The organism is Pigmentibacter ruber, from assembly GCF_009792895.1.
Classification (GTDB): Bacteria; Bdellovibrionota_B; Oligoflexia; order Silvanigrellales; family Silvanigrellaceae; genus Silvanigrella; species Silvanigrella rubra.
On the sequence record NZ_WSSC01000003.1, the window covers coordinates 143,816 to 164,731 of the forward strand.

Annotated in this window: 19 protein-coding genes; 8 read left to right on the forward strand and 11 right to left on the reverse strand. The window is 29.1% G+C overall.

From position 1 onward, the window contains the following. Positions 1-14 precede the first annotated feature (14 nt). The 3 genes from cysS to lpxC all read right to left on the reverse strand — a co-directional run bounded on the left by cysS (position 15) and on the right by lpxC (position 3,840). Positions 15-1,490 carry a cysteine--tRNA ligase gene (gene cysS, locus GOY08_RS09660; RefSeq protein ID WP_158998703.1) on the reverse strand — a complete coding sequence of 492 codons (1,476 nt, stop codon included), beginning with the start codon at positions 1,488-1,490 and terminating at the stop codon, positions 15-17. Between the two features lie 5 nt (positions 1,491-1,495). After that, the gene (gene dnaJ / locus GOY08_RS09665; RefSeq protein WP_158998704.1) at positions 1,496-2,617 is read right to left on the reverse strand and encodes a molecular chaperone DnaJ; all 1,122 of its coding nucleotides are present in this window, start codon (positions 2,615-2,617) and stop codon (positions 1,496-1,498) included. 257 nt (positions 2,618-2,874) lie between these two features. Beyond that, entirely contained in the window at positions 2,875-3,840 is a 966-nt protein-coding gene (lpxC, locus tag GOY08_RS09670) for a UDP-3-O-acyl-N-acetylglucosamine deacetylase (protein WP_158998705.1), read from the reverse strand. A 389-nt stretch (positions 3,841-4,229) separates the two neighbouring features. Here lpxC and GOY08_RS09675 point away from each other — a divergent pair, with 389 nt between their 5' ends. Beyond that, positions 4,230-4,721: a single-stranded DNA-binding protein gene (locus GOY08_RS09675; protein ID WP_158998706.1), complete on the forward strand. Its 492-nt coding sequence runs from the start codon at positions 4,230-4,232 to the stop codon at positions 4,719-4,721. Positions 4,722-4,745: 24 nt separating this feature from the next. On the opposite strand, the gene GOY08_RS09680 is transcribed toward GOY08_RS09675, so the two are convergent. The 4 genes from GOY08_RS09680 to GOY08_RS09695 all read right to left on the reverse strand — a co-directional run bounded on the left by GOY08_RS09680 (position 4,746) and on the right by GOY08_RS09695 (position 9,477). Continuing rightward, the gene (locus tag GOY08_RS09680; protein ID WP_158998707.1) at positions 4,746-5,984 is read right to left on the reverse strand and encodes a neprosin family prolyl endopeptidase; all 1,239 of its coding nucleotides are present in this window, start codon (positions 5,982-5,984) and stop codon (positions 4,746-4,748) included. A gap of 229 nt (positions 5,985-6,213) precedes the next feature. Next, positions 6,214-6,705 carry a hypothetical protein gene (locus GOY08_RS09685; RefSeq protein WP_158998708.1) on the reverse strand — a complete coding sequence of 164 codons (492 nt, stop codon included), beginning with the start codon at positions 6,703-6,705 and terminating at the stop codon, positions 6,214-6,216. A 26-nt stretch (positions 6,706-6,731) separates the two neighbouring features. Next, positions 6,732-7,748 (reverse strand): hypothetical protein, encoded by a 1,017-nt coding sequence (locus GOY08_RS09690; RefSeq protein ID WP_158998709.1) that lies wholly within the window; start codon positions 7,746-7,748, stop codon positions 6,732-6,734. Positions 7,749-7,791: 43 nt separating this feature from the next. Beyond that, positions 7,792-9,477: a hypothetical protein gene (locus tag GOY08_RS09695; RefSeq protein ID WP_158998710.1), complete on the reverse strand. Its 1,686-nt coding sequence runs from the start codon at positions 9,475-9,477 to the stop codon at positions 7,792-7,794. Between the two features lie 499 nt (positions 9,478-9,976). Between GOY08_RS09695 and GOY08_RS09700 the strand changes: the two genes are divergently transcribed. Then, complete coding sequence (locus GOY08_RS09700) at positions 9,977-10,705, forward strand: M15 family metallopeptidase (protein WP_158998711.1); 729 nt, start codon at positions 9,977-9,979, stop codon at positions 10,703-10,705. Between the two features lie 55 nt (positions 10,706-10,760). Here GOY08_RS09700 and GOY08_RS09705 read toward each other — a convergent pair whose 3' ends face one another. After that, positions 10,761-11,774 (reverse strand): histone deacetylase family protein, encoded by a 1,014-nt coding sequence (locus GOY08_RS09705; RefSeq protein ID WP_158998712.1) that lies wholly within the window; start codon positions 11,772-11,774, stop codon positions 10,761-10,763. Positions 11,775-11,941: 167 nt separating this feature from the next. On the opposite strand from GOY08_RS09705, the gene GOY08_RS09710 reads away from it, so the two are divergent. From GOY08_RS09710 to GOY08_RS09730, 5 genes are read left to right on the forward strand one after another with little or no spacing between them, the layout of a single operon-like run. Then, on the forward strand, positions 11,942-12,670 hold the full coding sequence (locus tag GOY08_RS09710; protein WP_158998713.1) for a glycerophosphoryl diester phosphodiesterase: 729 nt from the start codon (positions 11,942-11,944) through the stop codon (positions 12,668-12,670). Position 12,671: 1 nt separating this feature from the next. Continuing rightward, the gene (ugpB, locus tag GOY08_RS09715; RefSeq protein ID WP_158998714.1) at positions 12,672-13,973 is read left to right on the forward strand and encodes a sn-glycerol-3-phosphate ABC transporter substrate-binding protein UgpB; all 1,302 of its coding nucleotides are present in this window, start codon (positions 12,672-12,674) and stop codon (positions 13,971-13,973) included. After that, positions 13,974-14,855: an ABC transporter permease subunit gene (locus tag GOY08_RS09720; protein WP_158998715.1), complete on the forward strand. Its 882-nt coding sequence runs from the start codon at positions 13,974-13,976 to the stop codon at positions 14,853-14,855. Continuing rightward, on the forward strand, positions 14,856-15,701 hold the full coding sequence (ugpE, locus tag GOY08_RS09725) for a sn-glycerol-3-phosphate ABC transporter permease UgpE (RefSeq protein ID WP_158998716.1): 846 nt from the start codon (positions 14,856-14,858) through the stop codon (positions 15,699-15,701). It abuts the gene before it with no gap. Positions 15,702-15,716: 15 nt separating this feature from the next. Continuing rightward, positions 15,717-16,757: an ABC transporter ATP-binding protein gene (locus GOY08_RS09730; protein WP_158998717.1), complete on the forward strand. Its 1,041-nt coding sequence runs from the start codon at positions 15,717-15,719 to the stop codon at positions 16,755-16,757. Here the strand turns inward: GOY08_RS09730 and GOY08_RS09735 are convergent. Then, a complete protein-coding gene (locus tag GOY08_RS09735) occupies positions 16,747-17,376 on the reverse strand; it encodes an ATP-binding protein (protein WP_158998718.1) in 630 nt (209 codons plus the stop codon). The two genes, GOY08_RS09730 and GOY08_RS09735, sit on opposite strands and share 11 nt — an antisense overlap. A gap of 818 nt (positions 17,377-18,194) precedes the next feature. Here GOY08_RS09735 and GOY08_RS09740 point away from each other — a divergent pair. Further along, positions 18,195-18,863, forward strand: coding sequence for a hypothetical protein (locus tag GOY08_RS09740; RefSeq protein ID WP_158998719.1), 669 nt, complete (start codon positions 18,195-18,197; stop codon positions 18,861-18,863). A 19-nt stretch (positions 18,864-18,882) separates the two neighbouring features. Here the strand turns inward: GOY08_RS09740 and GOY08_RS09745 are convergent, their stop codons facing one another. Together GOY08_RS09745 and GOY08_RS09750 are read right to left on the reverse strand one after the other, a co-directional pair. Beyond that, a complete protein-coding gene (locus GOY08_RS09745; RefSeq protein WP_158998720.1) occupies positions 18,883-19,656 on the reverse strand; it encodes a substrate-binding periplasmic protein in 774 nt (257 codons plus the stop codon). A gap of 71 nt (positions 19,657-19,727) precedes the next feature. Continuing rightward, on the reverse strand, positions 19,728-20,915 hold the full coding sequence (locus GOY08_RS09750; RefSeq protein ID WP_158998721.1) for a glycosyltransferase: 1,188 nt from the start codon (positions 20,913-20,915) through the stop codon (positions 19,728-19,730). Position 20,916 lies beyond the last annotated feature (1 nt).

Below are 20,916 nucleotides of genomic sequence, written 5' to 3' on the forward strand. Positions count from 1 at the left end.
TTATTTCTCCATTTTTACAAAAGGATAGTCCATTTTGTACCAGAAGGAGTATCCTGAATTTGAACACCTTGCGCAAGTAATTCATCACGTATTGTATCAGATTTTTTCCAATCTTTATTAAGACGAGCAAGCTTTCTTTCTTCTAGTTTATCATTTATATCTTTTACAGAAATTTCTGAAGCAAGACTAAATTTTTTTAAATCATCAAAAAATTCCTGCGGTTCTTTCGTTAATAAACCTAAAACATTTTTAATCCATGTTTTTAATTTTGGCCAATCACTTTTTAATACTGCAATATCTTCTTTAGTTAAAATTTTTCCAGTTTTTTCTAAATTACTAATTTTTGTATTTATAGTTCTTATAAAATCAAAGAATATTGCCAATGCAGCACTACTATTCAAATCATCAGCTAATGCTTCTTTCATTCTCAATACTAGGTTTGGCAAATCAAGAAAAATTGATTCAGAATATTGTTTCGTTAAGTCATCCGAATTTTGGAGAGAATATTCATTTACTAAAGAAACAAAACGATATATTTTACCTAATTTTTTTAGATTTTCTGTAGTCATTTCAAAAGTAAAATCTAATGGCTGCCCATAAGACACGGAAAGAAAAACGAGTCTTAAAACTTCGGCCGGATATTTTCCTAAAAAATCTTTAATCGCCACATAATGATTTGTACTTTTACTCATTTTTTCGCCATACAGAGTAACCATTCCTGCATGCAACCAGTTTGTTGCAAAAGGCTTCCCGGTTGCACCTTCTGATTGTGCGATTTCAGCTTCATGATGCGGAAAAATGAGATCTCTACCACCCATATGTATATCGATAGAATCTCCAAATTTTGAATGAATCATGGCAGAACACTCAACGTGCCAGCCAGGACGACCGTCTCCCCAAGGAGATGACCAAAATATTTCCCCAGGTTTAACAAATTTCCAAAGAGCAAAATCTAGGGCATCTTCTTTCGATTCATCTATCTCAATTCTTGCACCTTTTTTTAAGTCATTAATTTTATTTTTACTTAATTTACCATACTCACTAAATTTTCTAACCCGATAATAAACACCTGATTTAGAAACATAAGCATATTCTTTATCAATTAATGTTTGAATAAGTGATATAATTTGCGGAATGGATTCTGTTACTTTAGGCTCGTACTGTGGTCTAAGTAAATTGAATAATTCTAACATTTCATCTTGTTCAGCAACGTAACGAGAAACAATATCACCGCAAGAAACGCCTTCAGAATTAGCTTTGTTGATAATTTTATCATCAACATCTGTAATATTTCTTGCCCATTCTATCTCATAACCCTGATCTACAAGAGTTCTATAGAGTAAATCATAAGAAAAAAAAGTGCGACTATGACCTATATGTGTATTTCCATAGGGGGTCACGCCACAACAATACATTTTAACCTTACTTGCGCTCAAAGGATTAAAAAGTTCTTTTTTGCCTGTAAGAGTATTAAAAAAATGTATTTTCATATGAATTACCCAAATATTTTGTCAAAAAATCCGTTATTGTTTTTTACGTTTTGCCCAACTTTTTGAGCAAATGCACGCAAGTGCTCTTCCGCCTCTTTATTTACTTTCGTAGGAATCTCAACACTAACTTCTATTATAAGATCCCCTTTACCTCTACCATATTTTTCTAATTTAGGAATACCTGCTCCCTGAACTATGAGCCTTTGCCCCGGTTGTATTCCAGGAGGGATTTCAATTTTGCGCGGTTCTTCTTCAAAACAGTCAATACTTACGTCTGTACCTAAAATAGCTTGTGCTACACCTATTTTTAACGAATACACGAGATCAAACTCTTCGCGTTTAAAAAACGGATTGGATTCAACTTCGATAAAAACATATAGATCTCCAGCAGGTCCTCCATTCGCACCACCTTCTCCTTCTCCAGACACACGAAGGCGCATGCCCGTGTCAATTCCGGCAGGTATTTTCACATTAATATTTGAAGATTTAGTTTGAAATCCTGAACCTTTGCAATCACTACATGGAGTTGAAATACTTTTTCCACTCCCATTACAATCTGGGCATGTCGAAGCGTAGGTAAAAAAACCTTGTTGTACCGCAACCTGTCCTTGTCCACGGCAGGTAGAGCAAGTTACAGGTTTTGTTCCCTTTGCTGCTCCAGACCCTTCACAAGACGAACATGCAGATTTGCGAGGAATTTGAATTTTCTTTTCTGTTCCCAGCACAGATTCCTTAAACGTTATTTTTAAATCATAACGCAGATCACTTCCTTTCCGTGCTCTATTACCGCCACCTCTTTTCCGTCCGCCGCCCATACCAAAAAGATCTTCAAATATTGAACCAAAATGTTCAAAAACGTCATCAACATTGCCAAAACCACCGCTGCCAAAGCCAGCCCCATTTACTCCCGCATGTCCAAATTGATCAAATCGTTGGCGTTTTGCTGGATCACTGAGAACTTCATATGCTTCAGCTGCTTCTTTAAATTTTTCTTCTGCTACCTTGTCTCCAGGATTACGATCAGGATGATACTGAACAGCAAGTTTACGGTAAGCTTTTTTTATTTCATCCGCAGAAGCATTCTTTGATACCTGTAAAATGTCATAATAGTTACGTTTTGTACTCATCTAATAATACTCCAGGAAACTGTCGGGGGTTTTTGTGTGCATTACGACAGAAAAAAATAGTTGCGGTCAGAACTTAACCCCGATTCTGTAAGAGTCAACAAGGTCTAATCTATTTTTATAATATTTATAATTCAATATGAAAGTCTACAACTCTTGAAATATAAGAACAAAAAAGATTTAAAAACCGCATTAGTGAATTGAACACTAACATTAGTAGTTAAAAATTTCTATAATTTTTTTTAAACTTTAGAGGATAGTTAGCCTATTGCAAGACCTACTAAATTTGTTTTTAATTCACTTAAAGATTTAGGGTAGGTTAGAATAGATTTCAAACGACTTGTATCTTTTGCATTTGGGACAAAGATACGCGTTGCTGAAGCATTTGTTAAAATTGCTCTAGCAAGTTTATTGTGCAGATCATGCCCAGCTTTATTAGCTATAACATGTCCCAACACTGGCATTCCTATCAAATGCAAATCACCAATGCAGTCCAGTGCTTTGTGCATAACAAACTCTTGCGCACTACGCAGCCCTTTTGCATTCATCACACCAGTTGTTCTTGACACGACAATAGCATTATCGAGAGATCCTCCTTTTGCTAACCCTTTTGAATGTAGAAAATCAATTTCTTCTTTCAATCCAAAAGTGCGTGCAAAGGAAAAAAGTTCACAGAATGATTTTGCTGTGTAATCAAGAGAGATAGATTGTCTACCAATGGCCTCTACATTACCAAAATCAATTGCATACGAGATGACAGGTTTTTTTGAAGGCTCAATTCGCACAAAGCGGGTTGGATTTTTTTCATCCACCACTTCTATTGTATTTTCAACAATTATAACTTTTTTAGGTTCAGATAGTTCTTGAACACCAGCTTCATCTAACAGGACTAAGAAAGGAGCTGAAGATCCGTCTAAAATTGGCATTTCACTATTATTAATTTCAATAATTGCATTATCTATACCAAAACCATAAAGTGCGGCCATTAAATGTTCTATAGTTGATACATAAACTTGTTGAGTTCCAATTCTAGTCGCTAAACTCGTATCAAATACGGAAAAGGGGTCTGCTTTAATATAAGGTTTTCCTGGAAGATCAACACGTTGGAAAAGAACTCCAGTATTTGCGGCAGCAGGTCTTATTTCTACAGATATCAAGTTTCCTGAATGAACTCCAATACCAGAGAATGATACGCTACGTTTGAGAGTTCTTTGAAAGTTCGTCATTCCTTCTCCACGAAAACAGCAAATATATGAAATATGAGTGATATATGATAAACAACTATCTACCACATAAAATGAGCACTAACAATTAGCACTATAACAAATTGCTAGCAAGCCTCTTCATACAGTTAAAACGGTCATCTAGCACACCCTCCTGCTCATCGGAAAGTATACTTAATTTTACAGGAGAATTTTACGGGAATAAAAAATTTCCTTTAAAACTTTTTGACGACTACAATCATTCAGCTTGTCCAGGATCTGTTCAACATTGCGTAAAAAACCTAAGCCTGTAAAAAGGCAATTGACGCAAAAGTATCCTGCCTATAAGCCTAGGAAGGGAGCATTTTTTATTCCCATAAATCATTTGTTTTTGTAAGTAAGGAGAATTGCTTATGTCCGGAGTTAATAAGGTTATTCTTGTTGGAAGGTTGGGACAAGAACCAGATATGCGCAGCACAACCAGTGGGCAACAAGTATGTACTTTAAGTATTGCCACAAGTGAAACTTGGACGAAAGATGGAAATAAAGAAGAAAGAACAGAGTGGCACAGAGTTGTATTATGGGGGCGTCAAGCCGAACTAGCTCATAAGTACTTAAAAAAGGGTAGACTAGTTTACATAGAGGGAAAACTTCAAACTCGTTCTTGGCAAGATCAACAAGGCCAAAAAAGATACACAACAGAAATTGTTGCAAATAATATGCAATTTTTAGAGAGCATGAATTCCAATCAAGGGCGTGATATGAACGATATCCCACCCGTCAATGATATAAATGATTACTATTCTGGCCCAAGTAATTATGAAGCAACTCCCTCATCAAGAAATAGTTCTTCATCTTCTTTCAGTAGTAACTCTAGACCAATGGATGACGACATCCCTTTTTAAAAAGCATTAAGGAATGTTTAAATTCTATTTTTTCTGCCCAAAATGCCAAATCAAGTTGTAAGGAAATGCTCCTACCGAAGAATAAAACGGAAAATAATTTCCGTTTTGCGTAAATATACTTATTTGCTTTTCACCTTGGTATTCAGGATAAGGATTAACATAATTCCCATACATAACAGTTCCATTATTTGGGCTATTTGCATATACTTCCGCCCCAACACTAAATGCATTTGGTAAAACATTAGTTGAAGGATAAACATGATCTGGATAATAACCCATAGATAAAGTTGTCATCTGAGCAGAAGAACTTCCACTAACCAGTGTTAAATAATATCCTGATTGTGCGTTGTTTTTATCAATATGATTTACTTGAAATATAAAATCAGTATTCTTATTTTTGATTGGCACCCCAAATGCAGGAGTACCAGGCATTTGGACAAAATTAGAACAATACATATTGTAACAAGATTTAGAACCATAATTATCAACACTAGCAAAAATAAAAATACTTGTTGAAGGAGAGGGTGTAAAATATGCACTTGCGATTAAACCAAATTCAACCGAATAAGTTCCTACTGAATCTCTATTAATTAGCCAAAATTGCGCTATTGAGTGATCAGCATAACTTGATGAAGTAACAGACTGTAACTGTGGTCCTTGAAAAAAAGCTTCTGCTTTCTCAGTTTTAATTTGAATAAGTTGATTATTTGCATTTATACCTTGTTCCCAAGTATAGCCAGAACCAGAACTATTAAACAAAATATCTCGGTCAGAATTCATAGAAAAAAAATCTTTTTTGTTAGTGTATTTAGAGGTTAATAACATTTTAGTTGGACGAATGATTGCAACACTACCATAAGGGCATTCGAGAGATGAATTAACTTCAAAAATATTTCCTATTCTTACTAGTTCAGCAAAATTTTGAGAAAAATTCATTTTCACATCATCTATTAAGCTTTCCGCTAATTTAGGAAAATCTATCAATGCTGGTTGTTCGGCAAATGGAATACAATCAACAATATAGCCATTTTTCTGAATAGAATTTAAAATATGTACTTTCTTATAGTAATCAATTGTTTTTTGTATAAAAATAGACTTCTCTGGAGTATCTGCTTCATATTGTGATATAGTAGAGACAAACTCTTGAAGACTATTTGAAGAATAAATCGTAGGTTCATCATTAATAGCAGAAAAAAAGTCTGCATACGAAGAAAAACTAAAGCAAGAAAAGAAAAAAACAATTATAATTCTAACATTATACATAATTTCTCCTAAAAAAAAAGCAAAACCTTTTTTCGGAGAATTAAAAATTTACTGAGTATAATTTTCCCAATTCTGTCAAAAAATTGAAGGAATCAAATTTAATTTAATAATATTTTGAAATTATAGAATTTTAAGCTAATTTTTCGATAATTAAGAATAATTTAGCAGAAAAATATTTTTAACTTTAAAGATAAATACTGTCATAAAAAATAATAAAATTTGAAATTAACTACTTAGATATACCTAGCTCTCGTAATTTTTGGTCATGTTGAGATTCAACTTCAGCCACTTTTTCTGATAAATCATCCATCTTTTTTTTATAAATAAAACTATCTAATTGACTTAATCTATTATAAATTTCAACATAATCTTGTCTTTCAGATTCTGTTAAATTATTTTTATTAAGTCGTTCAATTGCATTTTCTCTCTTAATTTTTTCAAGCCAAAATGTTTTTTCTTCTTCAGCTTGTTCAATATTAATTGGCTCATTTTTATTAATACTATTATTAGATAAATGATATTCATTTTTATTTTTTACACTATTATCTAATTTTTGATCTGCAGTATGAGAGAGAGGGGAACCAGCTGATAACTTATTTTTCACTGGAACTTTACTTTTTTCCTCAAATTCATTTTTTGCCATCTCTTTATACAAAATAAAAGCACCTAATAAAAAACAAGAAGCAACTAATGTTAAAATAATAACAATTTTTTTACTCATACATATGACCTTTTAAAAATTAGAGATTAAGGTTTGTAGTCAAATGTCACATTTCCTAAATATGAATAGGGTTTATTGTCTTGCACTTCCATTTTTTTATATAATGTCTGACTATCTAAATTAAGAATTAATTTTCCAGTTTCTTGCGATACTATTTGTTCATAAATACTCAAAAATATTTTTTTGTCAAGATCGAATTTATTTATTTTATCCAAAGATTCTTTTAAATAAATTCCTGACAAAACCAAATTTTTGTTTTTTGCATTATATAAAGATGGATCGTAGTAATCATTATTATGCAAAAGCATGTTTTGATATACTGCTTCAATTTCATTGCGCTCAAGTAAATAAGAAGTAAATGATTGCTTCCCATATTTACCAGAAAAAACCATCTTAATTTTAGCCTTGCCTGAAAATAAATCACAAATTAAATCACTTGCAGCAATTTCTGTGCTAGTATAACCATTCATAAAAAATAATTGATTTAAAAATTTATCTGTTTGAGGTTTTATTTCATCTTTACTATCAATTATATTTGTTATTGCATTTCTATCATATTCTATAGAATATGTTACTTTTTCAATTTGAAAGCTATTATCAATATCAAATTTTGAAATATCTGTATGCATAATTTCAGCAGCTTTATCTAAAACTTTTCTCCGAAAAGTGCTTAAACCAAAAGAAACTCCAGAATTTAGATTTATCAGAACTGTTCCATACTTCCGAACCATATTTTTTTGTTCTATTCTCATAGAATCAGGAAACATTGGATTTACAGCATTTCTCGCTCTAGACTCTACAGTTGCACAATTACTAGAATTTACGCCGCCAGGATAAAAATTTCCCAAACTTGCATTACTAAAATTAAAATTTCCTGTCAGATTTTTTGGATAACTAATAAATGAAATAGCATTATAATTATCGATAGAAAAAGTTACTGGCTCTCTACTTTCTGGAATATTAATTTGATAATTCCCCTGAGCATTTGCAAAACTATTTATAAATACTATTTTTAGTAAAAAAAATTTATTTAATATTTTCATTATATCTCTCTTGTAGAAGAAGGCTCTATAAATAGAGCCATAATTATTTGCTAAATGTCAATGATCCTGAGCGATCTATAATTTGAAATTCTGTTACTTTATCTTCTACCCAAATATTTGTTTTACCTTTGAATGTAGCAACAGCATTTGAACTTCCAAAAATTGAACCCACTGTTCCTAATACAAAAGAACCTATTTGGCAGTAATAGTGATAGCATTTACCTAAGCTATTTGCTGCATACATTACACCTGATGTTGGAGGAGATACTAATCCAGGAGGAGTACTGCCAGCATTCATCATAGCAAATTGTCTTAAAGCTCTATCAATTAAAAGAGCACGCTCTTCACGTTTAATATCATCTTGTTCTTCTTTTGTGTATATATAATCACCATCAAATTTTAAATCAAACCAGTCACTTGAATTTTTATCTTCAACAACAGAATGCACACTTGAAGTAGAAAACCATCCACCTGAAGTAGACTTCTTCTCAATTCTAGTAAACATGTTATAAAAATTATATTTTGCTGTAAAAGAACGAGTTTGCTTTGCTTGATAAGTGTAGTTAACATTCAAACTAATGTTTGCAGATATATTTTGAATATCTGCGCCAGGAGCTGGAGTATTTACATTAGTATAATAAACACAAGCTCCATTTAAATTAAGTCTGACTTTACCAGATAAGCTTCCAAATGGAAATTGTGCTGCTACTTCCTTATCATGCAATGTAGGAAGAGGTGAATTAACATCAATGTTATTTACTGTCTGAGATTTTATTCCTGGAATTGAAGAATCAATTACTGTTGTTACACTTGCATCTGCCATACCGGAGTCATTTTTTAGAGAGGCAATAAAATAAGCATCTTTAATAGGTAGTTGTTGCCAGCTCAAATTTAAATTTCGATTCATATTACTAAATTCACTGACAAGTCCAGCTGAATTGATATTAAATACCATTGTAGCTGTAAGACCTTCTAATGGAACATACTTTTTATAACTATTTAAAGCAGATTCTTCAATATCATCAACCATTTTCTGTAAGTCTGATAATGGTTTGATACTTTCAACATACTTTGAATCATAATATGCATATTCATCATTATAACGTTGATATTCTTTCTTTGCAAAATTATAATTATTCTCTGCACTTGTTAAATCACCTGCAATAAAAGTTTTATACGTTGCTAAAGTTGATTCATATTTGTCTTTTGCTGCTTTAATATCATCTGGACTTGCTCCTAATAAAACAAGACGATCATATGTTTTTTTAGTATCAGTAACTTGATCAATAAGATCTTTTTCTTTAGCAGTCGCCTTATTATAAATAAGAGTTGCCGAATCAAAATTGGCTTTCTTTTCTACTAATGTTGAATAAAGACTATCTCTTTGCATTTGCATAGGTTCATAATCTTTAATCATCTTATTTATTTTCTGAATGATTACTAATTTTGTTTTAGCGCTTTCCTTAATAGCTTCTTGATCTAAACGCAAAGCTGGACAAAAACCTAAATTTTGATTTTGCTGAACAGAACTAACAGAAACCTTTCCGACACTCGGAGGTAAAACATAAGCATTTTTACATTCTTCATCCATTAAAAAACCAGCAGAATTATTTGGTGTATTTACAGTTCCTAATTTGCATTTATTAGTAATTGTAGGACCACCAGCAAAAACTTGAATTGGTAACAAAACCACTGAAAATAGACCAAAAGATGCAAGTCGTAGTGACATTTATCTCTCCTATAGCGATGAAATTAAAATATTAATAACCTTATTAATATTTATGGGAATGTTTTTTGTAATTATAAATTAGATATTTTAATTATCAAATACAAATCAAAGAATTTTATTGTAAACAAAATTCTTTTTTATTTATTAAAAAAAATATAATTTTATCAATAAAAACAGTTTATTAAGTAATTAGTTCTTCAACAAAAAAGAAAATTACCAATTTTTTAACTTTTATTTAATGAATTTTGTATTCCTCTGGAATTTATTTAATTTATATTTATAAAATTTGACTTTAATGAAGATTTAAGTATTTTAAGTTTGCTATTTTATTAAAATTGAAAACTTAAAATTCAGTTTAATAAAATAAAGAAAGATTGAATTAAAGATAAAAAAAATTCTAAATTAATATTTTTTATTAATATTTCTTAAATAAATAAAATATTATTAATATTTTTTAATAAAAATAAATATGTTTTTAAAAACTACTTAAGAGGAAAAAATGCTAAATCAATTCATAGAAAAACCAATAGATTTGAACTACATTATTCCAACAAAAGATGATATTGATTGGTTACAAAAGCATTCAAAAGCAATTGATATAGGTAATCATCTTAGAATTAAAGTATTACATTCTTATAAAGAACAAAACTTTGCGGGCACTTTAAGTACTATGTTCTCAAGGCAATCTGTTATTTTAAAACTAAACGAAGCTCTTGAATATTTACCTAATAATTTTTCATTTGTTGTATTTGATGCCTTTAGAACTGTAAAAACACAACTCGCGTTATTTGAATATATCTATAATCAACAAAAAGAATTAAATCCTAACTTATCGCATGAAATTCTATACAATAAAACAAGAGAATTTGTTGTGCATCCAAATGAAATATCTAGGTATGCTATTCCACCCCACAATAGTGGAGGAGCCATAGATATTTCACTAATGCATGATGATCAAATATTAGATATGGGTACTGATTTTGATGCTGTTACTTCAATGTCATATACTAATTATTTTGAGCAAGATTACCAAATTAGTTCAGGTATTACAGAAAAAAGATGGTATGAAATAAGAATAAACAGGAGAATTTTATTTAATACTTTAAAGCAAGTAGGATTTACTAACTTTGATGTTGAATGGTGGCACTATGATTTAGGAGATTGTATGTGGGCGGATCTCTTAAAACAAACTTGGTATTATCAATCAATGGAAAGCGAAATTATTTAATTTTAAAAAATTTTCTATGTGTAATACAATTTTCTAGTTTATACTTGCTGTTAACTTATCTATCTGAAAATCCAGCTAAAAAACTCTCAACATTTCTACCTAATTCACTCACTAAATAACCACCTTCTTGCAAAATAATTGTTTTTTTGTTTAAAGATCTAAATTCTTTCCCTAATTTTAAAAAATCATTTGGACTAATATTAAAATGGCCTATTGGATCTCCAGCTTCGATATCAAAACCAGCTGAGAGTATTAAGTAATCAGGATTCATTACTTTAAAAGCTTTCTCCAAACCTTTTAATAAGGCTTTAAAATATTCGTTTGGTGAAGAAAGAGGCATTAAAGGAACATTTAAATTATAACTTACTCCATCATCTATGCCTATTTCAGTTTCAAATCCAGTAAAATATGGGTATTCAACTAAAGGATGTGCATGAATACTTAAATAAAATACTTCAGATGAATCATAAAAAATACTTTGTGTCCCATTACCATGATGATAGTCAAAATCAACTATCATTACTGATCCTGATTGCAACAAATACTTAGCAACTATTGCAGCATTATTAAGATAACAATAGCCACCAAACATATTCTTTGAAGCATGATGACCTGGTGGACGACATAACGCGTAACTCGGTTCACCAGTTGTCTTAGTAAATAATGCTGCTCCATAAGCAGCACTTGCTGAAGCTACTGCTGCATTCCAAGTATTATTCATTAAAGAAGTACCAGCATCAAAACAATAATAACCAGCTCTTTTTGGAATAAATGGCTCATGACGAGGAATTCTAGAATCACATGGAAATACATAAGGACAAATAACTTCATCATTTTTTAGATTTTGTGATGACTCTAAAAAAGCTAGATAATCCTCATCATGTACTGAAGTTAATGCTTCAAAGGGAAGAATTTCAGGGACAATTATTTCATAATTTCCAGCTTGTTTAAATGCTTTTAAAATAGAATCTATCCTGCTTACTTTATCATTATAAGAATGAGCTTTTCCATTATAAACCTCTTTTCTTATAACATGCTTCTTTTGCAACGAACTATAAAATATTTTCATGAAAATTCTTTCTTGTTTAAGACTGTAAGAATATATTTTACATCTGTAATCATTTTAACCAACGTCCCAAAAGAAAATAGTAAATAGCAATAATCTTGTAAATTCTAAAAATCATTTTACTATAGGCAAGATTATATTTTCATGTCAAAGATATTTAAGGAGTAAAAATGTTAACAACTACAAAAATTCCTAGAGTGATTGGGCATAGAGGTGCAAAAGGATTTGCTCCTGAAAACACATTAATCTCTTTTCGTAAGGCAAAAGAAATTGGTGCTAAATGGGTAGAATTTGATGTTAAAGAAACTGAAGATGGTATCCTAATAATAATGCATGATGATGAATTAGATAGAACAACAAATGGTTCAGGCAAAGTAATTACAAAAAAATGGGAGGCAATTAAAAATCTAGATGCTGGAACTTGGTTTAATAGTGAATTTAAAAATGAAAAAGTACCAACATTTGATCAAACTATTTCGCTTCTAAAGCAATTAAATTTAGGTGCAAATATAGAAATAAAACCTTGTCCTAGTAGAGAGACTAGAACTGCAATTGCAGTTGCTGAAGTAATTAAAAATAAATGGCCACAAAATCTACCGCAACCTATTGTCTCTAGTTTTAGTATGGAATCATTATTAGCCGCAAAAAAAATCGAACCAAATTTGATTATTGGAGCTTTATTTGAGAAGCTACCATCTGATTGGAAAAAAATAGCAAAAGAGGTAAAAGCACAAACTATTCATGTAGATCATGAAATTGTAACAAAAGAATTAATAACGGAAATCCAAGGAGAAGGATATCCAATATTAGCTTACACTGTAAATGATCAAACTAGGGCAAATTATTTGTTTGAACTAGGTGTTTCTGCTGTATTTACTGATTATCCATGGAAGGAATAAAATGAATTTTAAAAGGTATTTAAAAATTTCCATTTCTTTAATATCTCTTGTTAGTTTAACAGCACAAAGTAAAACAGAACTTCAACTATGGCATGGTTTTTCTGGTGTAACCGCTGAAGAACTAAATGAATTAGTAAAGCATTTTAATCAAACCGAAAAAGAATTTAAAGTTGTTGCAACTCGTAAAGGAACATATCAAGAAACAATGATGGCAGGAATTGCTGCATTTCGAGCAAAAAAGCAACCTGAAATGATACAAATATATGAAGTTGGAACTGCAACCATGCTTGCTGCAAAAGAAGCAATAATTCCAGTCAGCAAAATATTAAGTGAAAATAATTTACATATTAATTATGATGACTTTATCCCTGTAATTAAAGGTTACTATAGCAATAATAATGTGATGTTATCTTTTCCTCTAAATAGTTCATCACCTGTATTATATTATAATAAAAGTATATTTAAAAAAGCCGGACTAGATCCAGCAAAACCACCAAAAACTTGGGAAGATCTTTTTAATTATGCTAAAAAAATTAAATCTACTAATTCAGCAGTTTGCGGCTTTACTACGACATGGCCAGCATGGATATTCTTAGAAAATTTTAGCTCCTGGCATAATATTGCTTACGCATCAGATAATAATGGTATGGATAATAATAAACCTAAATTATTATTTAATGGGAATCTGCAAGTTAAACACTGGGAAAATATTCAAATAGCAAATAAAGAAGGTTACTTTACCTATTTTGGTAGAACTACCGAAGCAGAAATGGCTTTTACTACACAAAAATGCGGAATTATATTAGACTCAACTGGTTCATATGGAGAGGTTAAAGAATCAAAAATTGATTTTGCAGTTTCGTTTTTGCCATATTATCAATCCGCTGTTGGAGCTCCACAAAATACTATTATCGGTGGAGCAAGCTTATGGGTATTTAATGGAATTACAAAAGAAAAACAAAAAGGTGTGGCAAAATTTCTTAAATATTTAGCTTCACCTGAGGTCATGGCTGGATGGCATCAAAAAAGTGGATACCTTCCTGTTACTCTATCTTCCTATAATTTAACAAAATCAAAGGGATTTTATCTCACAAATCCAGGCTATGATATAGCTATATTAGAATTGAATAACAAAACACCTACAAATAATTCTAAAGGACTAAGAGTTATTGGTCTTCCTAACATCAGAAATATAGTTGAAGCAAATTTTGAATCGATGTTGGCAAATAAAATAACAGCAAAACAAGCCCTTGATGATGCTGTTGCAAAAGGAAATGCTATTATTTTAAAGTCTGGTGACTAAATGGAAAAAAAAGTAATTTTTAATTCAAAAATTTATCCTTATATTTTTCTATTCCCACAAATTATTATTTCTTTTTTGTTTTTCTTTTGGCCTGCATTAATTGCTATATGGCAGTCGTTTATAAAAGAAGACGCTTTTGGCTTAAATTATAAATTTATTTGGTTTGAAAATTATATTGATATTTTAAAAGATAGTAATTATACAAATTCAATAATAACAACATTCATACTCAGCTTCAGTATTACGTTACTATGTTTATCTCTCTCATTAATACTAGCATCACTAGCTAATAGAATAAAAATAGGGAAGTATATCTATCAAACTTTAATAATATGTCCTTATGCAGTAGCTCCAGCTATAGCTGGTGTTTTATGGTATTTTATTTTTAGTCCATCTGTAGGATTTTTGGCAAATATTTTAAATAATAATGGCTTTAGTTGGGATCCAAACTTAAAAGAAAATCATGCTATTATTTTAATAATTGTTGCTGCAACATGGAAACAGATAAGTTATAATTTTATCTTTTATCTAGCAAGCTTACAAGCAATTCCAAAGTCACTTCTTGAAGCTGCAGCAATAGATGGAGCCTCTCCATTAAGAAGATTTTTTGATATTATTATACCTTTAATTTCTCCAACTACATTTTTTCTTTTTATAATGAATATTATTTATACTTTTTTTGATACTTTTGGTATAATTTTTACAACAACACAAGGTGGACCAGGATATTCTACAACAAATTTAGTTTATAAAGTTTATGTTGATGGAATAGTTAACTTAAATTTAGGAAGCTCAGCCACTCAATCAGTTATTTTAATGCTTTTTGTTACAATAATAACTATATTTCATTTTAAATTCATCGAAAAAAAGGTGCACTACTAAATGAATTATAACCAAAGAATTAATAATTTTTTATCACACTTAGTTTTAATATTAGGAACTATTATTATTATATTTCCAATTTATTTTTGCTTTGTAACTTCTACAGAAACTTTGCAAAATATTATTCATGGAAACGTTGGAATATTTCCAAAAAGTAATTTAGCTTATAACTATTCAGATATTCTTGTTACAAATCCAGAAATTATACAAGGTATTACAATCTGGAAACTGTTACTAAATAGTTTTATAGTTACACTTTTAATAACTTTTGGTAAAATTTTTATTTCTATTATTTCTGCATATGCTATAGTCTATTTCAAATTTAAATTCCAAAAGTTAGCTTTTTCATTAATTTTTTTAACGTTGATGCTACCTATTGAAGTAAGAATTGTTCCAACATTTCAAATGGCTTCAAATTTAAATCTTTTAGATACTTATCAAGGTCTTTCTATACCTCTGATTGCTTCAGCAACTGCTACATTTTTATTTAGGCAATTATTTTTATCAATACCAAACGAATTATGTGAAGCTGCCAAAATTGATGGCGCAGGTCCAATCAGATTTTTTCTTGATATATTAATACCCTTATCAAAGACCAGTATCGCTGCATTATTTGTAATATTATTTATCTATGGTTGGAATCAGTATCTATGGCCACTATTGATAACAACTAAACAAAGTATGAATACAATAATTATAGCTTTAACTCAAATGATTGCGCACGATGGAACAACTCAATGGAATAAAGTAATGGCGGTAGCTATTATTTCAATGGCTCCTCCTCTTACTGTTGTTATTATAATGCAAAAATGGTTTGTAAAAGGATTAATTGACTCAGAAAAATAAAAGTAAAGGTTAAATATGGCTAATGTAAAATTAAATAATATTACTAAATACTATCATAATAATAAAATACTAAATAATATTTGTGTTGATATAAAAGATGGAGAATTTATTGTTATCTTAGGTCCTAGCGGATGCGGTAAGTCCACATTATTAAGAATAATTGCTGGACTAGAAAATTTAACTGAAGGGGAAGTAATAATAGGGAGTGAGAATGTTTCAAATTTAGAGCCTAAAGATAGAAAAATAGCAATGGTATTTCAAAATTATGCTTTGTATCCACACATGACAGTTTACAATAATATTGCTTATGGGCTAAAACTTCACAAAGTTCCTAAAATTGAAATACAGAATAAAGTTCAAAAAGCAGCAGAACTATTGCAATTAAAAGATCTCCTAAATAGAAAACCAAGTCAATTAAGTGGTGGTCAAAGACAACGTGTAGCTATGGGCAGAGCGATAGTGAGAGAGCCTAACGTATTTTTATTTGATGAACCTCTTAGTAATTTAGATGCTAAATTACGAACTCAAATGCGATTTGAAATTAAAAACATTCATTCAAATGTAAAAACGACAAGCATATATGTAACACACGATCAAATTGAAGCAATGACTTTGGCTGATAGAATCATTTTATTAAATAAAGGTAAAATTGAGCAAATAGGTTCCCCTCTAGAACTTTACCATTATCCTTCTTCAATATTTGTCGCAGGTTTTATTGGAAATCCCCCAATGAATTTCATGTCTTTTGATAGTGCGAAAATATTTCTAAATGATGTTACTTGGCCTACTCAAAATTGTATAATTGGTATAAGACCAGAAAATTTTAAAATTCTTAAAGAAGCTGAATCTTTTTCAAAAAAAGTAATTATTAAAATGACAGAATGTATTGGTCATGAGACATTAATTTATGCTTTAGATAAGGAAAATAATCAAAGCATTATCGTAAAGACTAGCGATTACAAAATTAATAATGAAAAAGTAATCCATATTAAACCAATAAATCAGAGTAGTTTACACTTCTTCTATAAAGAATCCGAACTTAGAATTAATTTTTAGCATTAGAAAAAAAATGATTATATTTAAAAAGCTGATAAATATTTTTTGGCAATAAAGTTGCTCTATTCCTAAAGTATTCATTAGACGTTGGTAGGGTGAAATGAAATTCAATCATACCGTTAGGATATTCTATATTTACTTCTGAAGAACAATTAATTTCACCTCCATGAAGCTGAATAGTTTTTTTAACTAAAGAAAAATTTTGAATATTTTTATCCAAAATCCGAAAATTTTCCTCAATATTTTCTCTAAAAAAAATCTTTAAATACTCTTTACTTATATAAAATCCATTTGTACCAACTTTAAATTTGATGTAAATTTTTCCTTTATAAAGAATTTCATTTGTACAAAACCATATACTTGAATCAGAAAAAGAATTATCAATTAAAAATATCAAAATATCATTAAATACTGTTAGTATTTTTTTAGCATCAACAAAAAGAAGGTTATTATGATTTAATTTATATAGAAAATTTATAGATTTATCTTCATAATATTTTGAAATTTCAACCATTGAGCCTACAATTATTTTTCTCACACATATAGATTTTTTATCTAATATACTTTTTAAATTTTTCTTATAAATTATATTTGCAATAAATTCATTGACTAAATTCAATTTAAACTCCTTTCTTCTTTTAATGATAAGTAATATTTTTAAAACAAATTTAGAACCATATATAATTTAGAACCATATATTCCATAATTTAGTATTTAACTTTTAAGTTATTGGTTAAAAATACCATTTAAGAAAAGTAATTAAATTAAAATTTTAGACCTATAAACGATTTTCAAAGTTGCCATGAAATACTTATAAAATTAGGATTTATGTTCAATCTACAATTAACTTTATACTACCCTACATTACGTATATTGTGACACACATTACAATTGTAGATAATACAGAGCAATTTTTAAATAAAAAAACTAGTCTATTCATGTTTTTGCACTTAATTAGAATATTTAAATTTTTTGTTTATTTCCTAAATAATAAATATACATTCAAAAACCGTACATGGCATTTTACATTTTTGTTTTTTTTAAATCAATCTAAAATCAATATTTTTTTTGTGCAATAAAATTAAATATTTAATGAGTAAAAATTTTTATTTTGTAATTAAATATCACCTCTTTTTAAAATAAGCTTTAAGCACACACACGACTTGTTTTTGTTAATATAAAAGTAGTTGATTTCATTTTTCAATTTTCCTAATATAAAAACTAATATATATTCATATAATTTCGAATTATTAAAAATAATATAGATGATAATCATTTATTACTTTAATTAATTTTATATAAAATATTCATTATTATTTTTTTTTACATCAAAATTAGATGATGAATTTTTAAAAAATGAATTGATGAATAGTTAAAAATGAGTAATCTACTTTTTTTGGGTATGGTTAAAAGGATATTACTAACTGAGGCTATATAATGGATGATAGAATTTTAGAAACTTTTGGAGGCCGCTTATTTGCATGTAGGACACAAACAGGAAGATCAAAATTATATTTCCAAAAAAAATATGAAATAGATCGCCAAATTTTCTCGCGCTATGAGCAAGCAAACACAAAGCCTAGCCGTAAAGATAAAATCCAAATTATATTTAACGCACTAGTTTCCGAAGGCGTTAAGAATTTAAACCTAGAATGGCTTCTTACGGGCAGTGGGGAGAAACCTTTGCTTGAGGATATTCTTAAGGTAGAAGAAAATACCAAAGAAAAAGATCCTATAAATGCCATAAAAGATATTAATTTCTTCGAAAAGCGTTATAATAATACTATAAAACATCTTGTCAGTGATAATTCCTTATCTCCATTTTTAAATTTAGGAGATTGGGTTTGTGGCGTAGCACATTCAGCAGATTCAATTTCTTTTATGAAAAATCAACTAGCAATAATTGTTGAGAAAAGCATTCCAGTAAAAAAAATTGGGATAGTTGATTTACTCTACGACGGTAATTTTAAAGTAAATAAATCAAGTAATAAAAGATATGAGAAAATACTAAAATCAGATGTATTATATATTGCTCCAATATTAGTAATAAGAAAAAGCAAAGAATATAGAAACATTAATAATTTAGAATATAAATTAAAATATTAATAATATAATTGCATATTTCTTATTTTAAAAAATCTTTACTTCTCTTTTGAAACTCATCAGATTCTCTTACTTCTTTTATTGTATCCCAAATTTTATTTGCCAGAACAGTATCTTCTTCCATAAATTTTTTTGAAATCATTAAAAAATACGATTTCTTTTCAAGTGGAGGAACTAATTTTAATACTTTATTTTTAAGCTTAAGATCAGAATTTATTATATAATCAGCTCTATTATCTTGCAAAGCAACAGCCATAAATCTTTTATTTAGTAATTTTTCTAAAATGCTGATAGGCAATCTAGTTCCATCATCAACCCTTATATTCTTTTTTACAAAAAATTCATTAATAGAATACCCAGTTAATGATCCAACAGTACTTAAGCCTGAAATATTTTTACCATCCCACTTAACTTTATTTTCTCCTTTTAGCACATATAAAGAATACTGATTAGTATGTAATCTTTTAGAATCATCAATCTTACCATCAAGTTTGTGATTTTGTGTAGGATAGTAGCCAAATTCTATTCTTTCTGCTTTAAAACTTGCAGCAAAGGCTCCATCCACTTCACCCTTCCGCAATTCTTCAAGACATCTATTCCAAGGCATTGGTATAAATTTTGTACTAATTTTTAATTTTTTTGCTACTAATCCTAAATGCTCTATGTTGAGACCAGTACCATTTTTTAAAACCCATGGATAAGAATCTTGATCTTCATAACAAAAATTTAAAAGTGATTTAGATAATGCTGTTAAGCTAGAAACACAAACGAATAAAGTAAGAATTTTAATTAACATACATATTTTTCTTTCATGATTTTAGAATATTTTTAATTCTAAACTAATTAATCAAAGGAGAAAAAGGCATATTATTGACTATTTATAAATTCATAAATATTTTTTAATTCTTTTAATGAATATTTATTAAAACCAATATTAAAAGTCTTCTTTTTTAAATCCATATATTTATTTTTATTTAGAAAAATGTCTTCTGAATGTTCTAACAATTTAATTAGTTCAATTTCGTTGCCAGCAGTAAAACTAAACTCAGGGAAGTCACTAAAAACTTCACATAATGCTCCTGCATTTGAATATAAGCTTGGTACTGAATTCTGTAATAACTCTACACCAACTCGGCATATTACCTCACTTTCTAAACTAGGTATTACACCAAAACTACAAACAGCAAGCAAACGATTTAAATCTTTTATTTTATCTTCTATCAAAAAAACTTGTTTAGTATTTTCTTTATTCTCTAAAAAATAAATGTTTTCTGAAAATTTCCCTTGCCCAAATTTTTCCAAATAATCTTTATATATTTCATTTGGATTTAAATTTGCTTTATATCCCAATAAAACTAATTGTGCATTAGTCTTAAATTTTGCATTAAAAAAAGAGTTTAATATATTTTTATGTCCTTTAACCTCATCAAATCTCCCAATCAAAATAAAAACTAACTTATTTTGACATATATCTTGAAAATTATCATTAAAAGAATACCTATTACTGTCAGTTTTTGAGAAAATAGTATCTTTGCAGTAATGCTGAATAATAGTTTTTTTATTATTAAGATCAAAACCAAATCTATCTTTAACACATTGAGCAGCTAAAATAATTTTATCAGTTAAAACATTGTAAACAAATTTAGAAAAAATATTATTCTTTACTCGTTGTGCTTGTCCTCTAACTCGTATTATTTTTATTTTTCTAAATAAGAAAGGAAGTAATAATTTCAATATACAGCATAGAGTATGTTCTCGCCCTTCAAAAACCCATATAAATTTTAATGTATTTTTATTTTTAAATAAAATATTTATAATAATAAAAAAGCTTACAATGAAATTATATACATTTTGATTGTGAATAGGTACATGAACAAATGAAATTCCTAATTCAGCACACTTTTTATCCATATGTGTGCTACCAACTTCCGCACAATAAAGTATTTTCTCTTTCTTATATAAAAAATTACAAAGCTGTAGGCTATAATCACTAACAGCAGAAAACCAAGGATTAGAGTTTAAAAATAAATGACAATACGAGGAATCTTGCAGCAAT

Coding starts and splice junctions, on each gene's coding strand:
- ugpE (WP_158998716.1), top strand. CDS start 14,856: ATGAATTATAACCAAAGAATTAATAATTTTTTATCACACTTAGTTTTA.
- GOY08_RS09730 (WP_158998717.1), top strand. CDS start 15,717: ATGGCTAATGTAAAATTAAATAATATTACTAAATACTATCATAATAAT.
- cysS (WP_158998703.1), bottom strand. CDS start 1,490: ATGAAAATACATTTTTTTAATACTCTTACAGGCAAAAAAGAACTTTTT.
- GOY08_RS09745 (WP_158998720.1), bottom strand. CDS start 19,656: ATGTTAATTAAAATTCTTACTTTATTCGTTTGTGTTTCTAGCTTAACA.
- GOY08_RS09680 (WP_158998707.1), bottom strand. CDS start 5,984: ATGTATAATGTTAGAATTATAATTGTTTTTTTCTTTTCTTGCTTTAGT.
- GOY08_RS09695 (WP_158998710.1), bottom strand. CDS start 9,477: ATGTCACTACGACTTGCATCTTTTGGTCTATTTTCAGTGGTTTTGTTA.
- GOY08_RS09685 (WP_158998708.1), bottom strand. CDS start 6,705: ATGAGTAAAAAAATTGTTATTATTTTAACATTAGTTGCTTCTTGTTTT.
- GOY08_RS09690 (WP_158998709.1), bottom strand. CDS start 7,748: ATGAAAATATTAAATAAATTTTTTTTACTAAAAATAGTATTTATAAAT.
- GOY08_RS09700 (WP_158998711.1), top strand. CDS start 9,977: ATGCTAAATCAATTCATAGAAAAACCAATAGATTTGAACTACATTATT.
- ugpB (WP_158998714.1), top strand. CDS start 12,672: ATGAATTTTAAAAGGTATTTAAAAATTTCCATTTCTTTAATATCTCTT.
- GOY08_RS09740 (WP_158998719.1), top strand. CDS start 18,195: ATGGATGATAGAATTTTAGAAACTTTTGGAGGCCGCTTATTTGCATGT.
- dnaJ (WP_158998704.1), bottom strand. CDS start 2,617: ATGAGTACAAAACGTAACTATTATGACATTTTACAGGTATCAAAGAAT.
- GOY08_RS09705 (WP_158998712.1), bottom strand. CDS start 11,774: ATGAAAATATTTTATAGTTCGTTGCAAAAGAAGCATGTTATAAGAAAA.
- GOY08_RS09710 (WP_158998713.1), top strand. CDS start 11,942: ATGTTAACAACTACAAAAATTCCTAGAGTGATTGGGCATAGAGGTGCA.
- GOY08_RS09675 (WP_158998706.1), top strand. CDS start 4,230: ATGTCCGGAGTTAATAAGGTTATTCTTGTTGGAAGGTTGGGACAAGAA.
- lpxC (WP_158998705.1), bottom strand. CDS start 3,840: ATGACGAACTTTCAAAGAACTCTCAAACGTAGCGTATCATTCTCTGGT.
- GOY08_RS09720 (WP_158998715.1), top strand. CDS start 13,974: ATGGAAAAAAAAGTAATTTTTAATTCAAAAATTTATCCTTATATTTTT.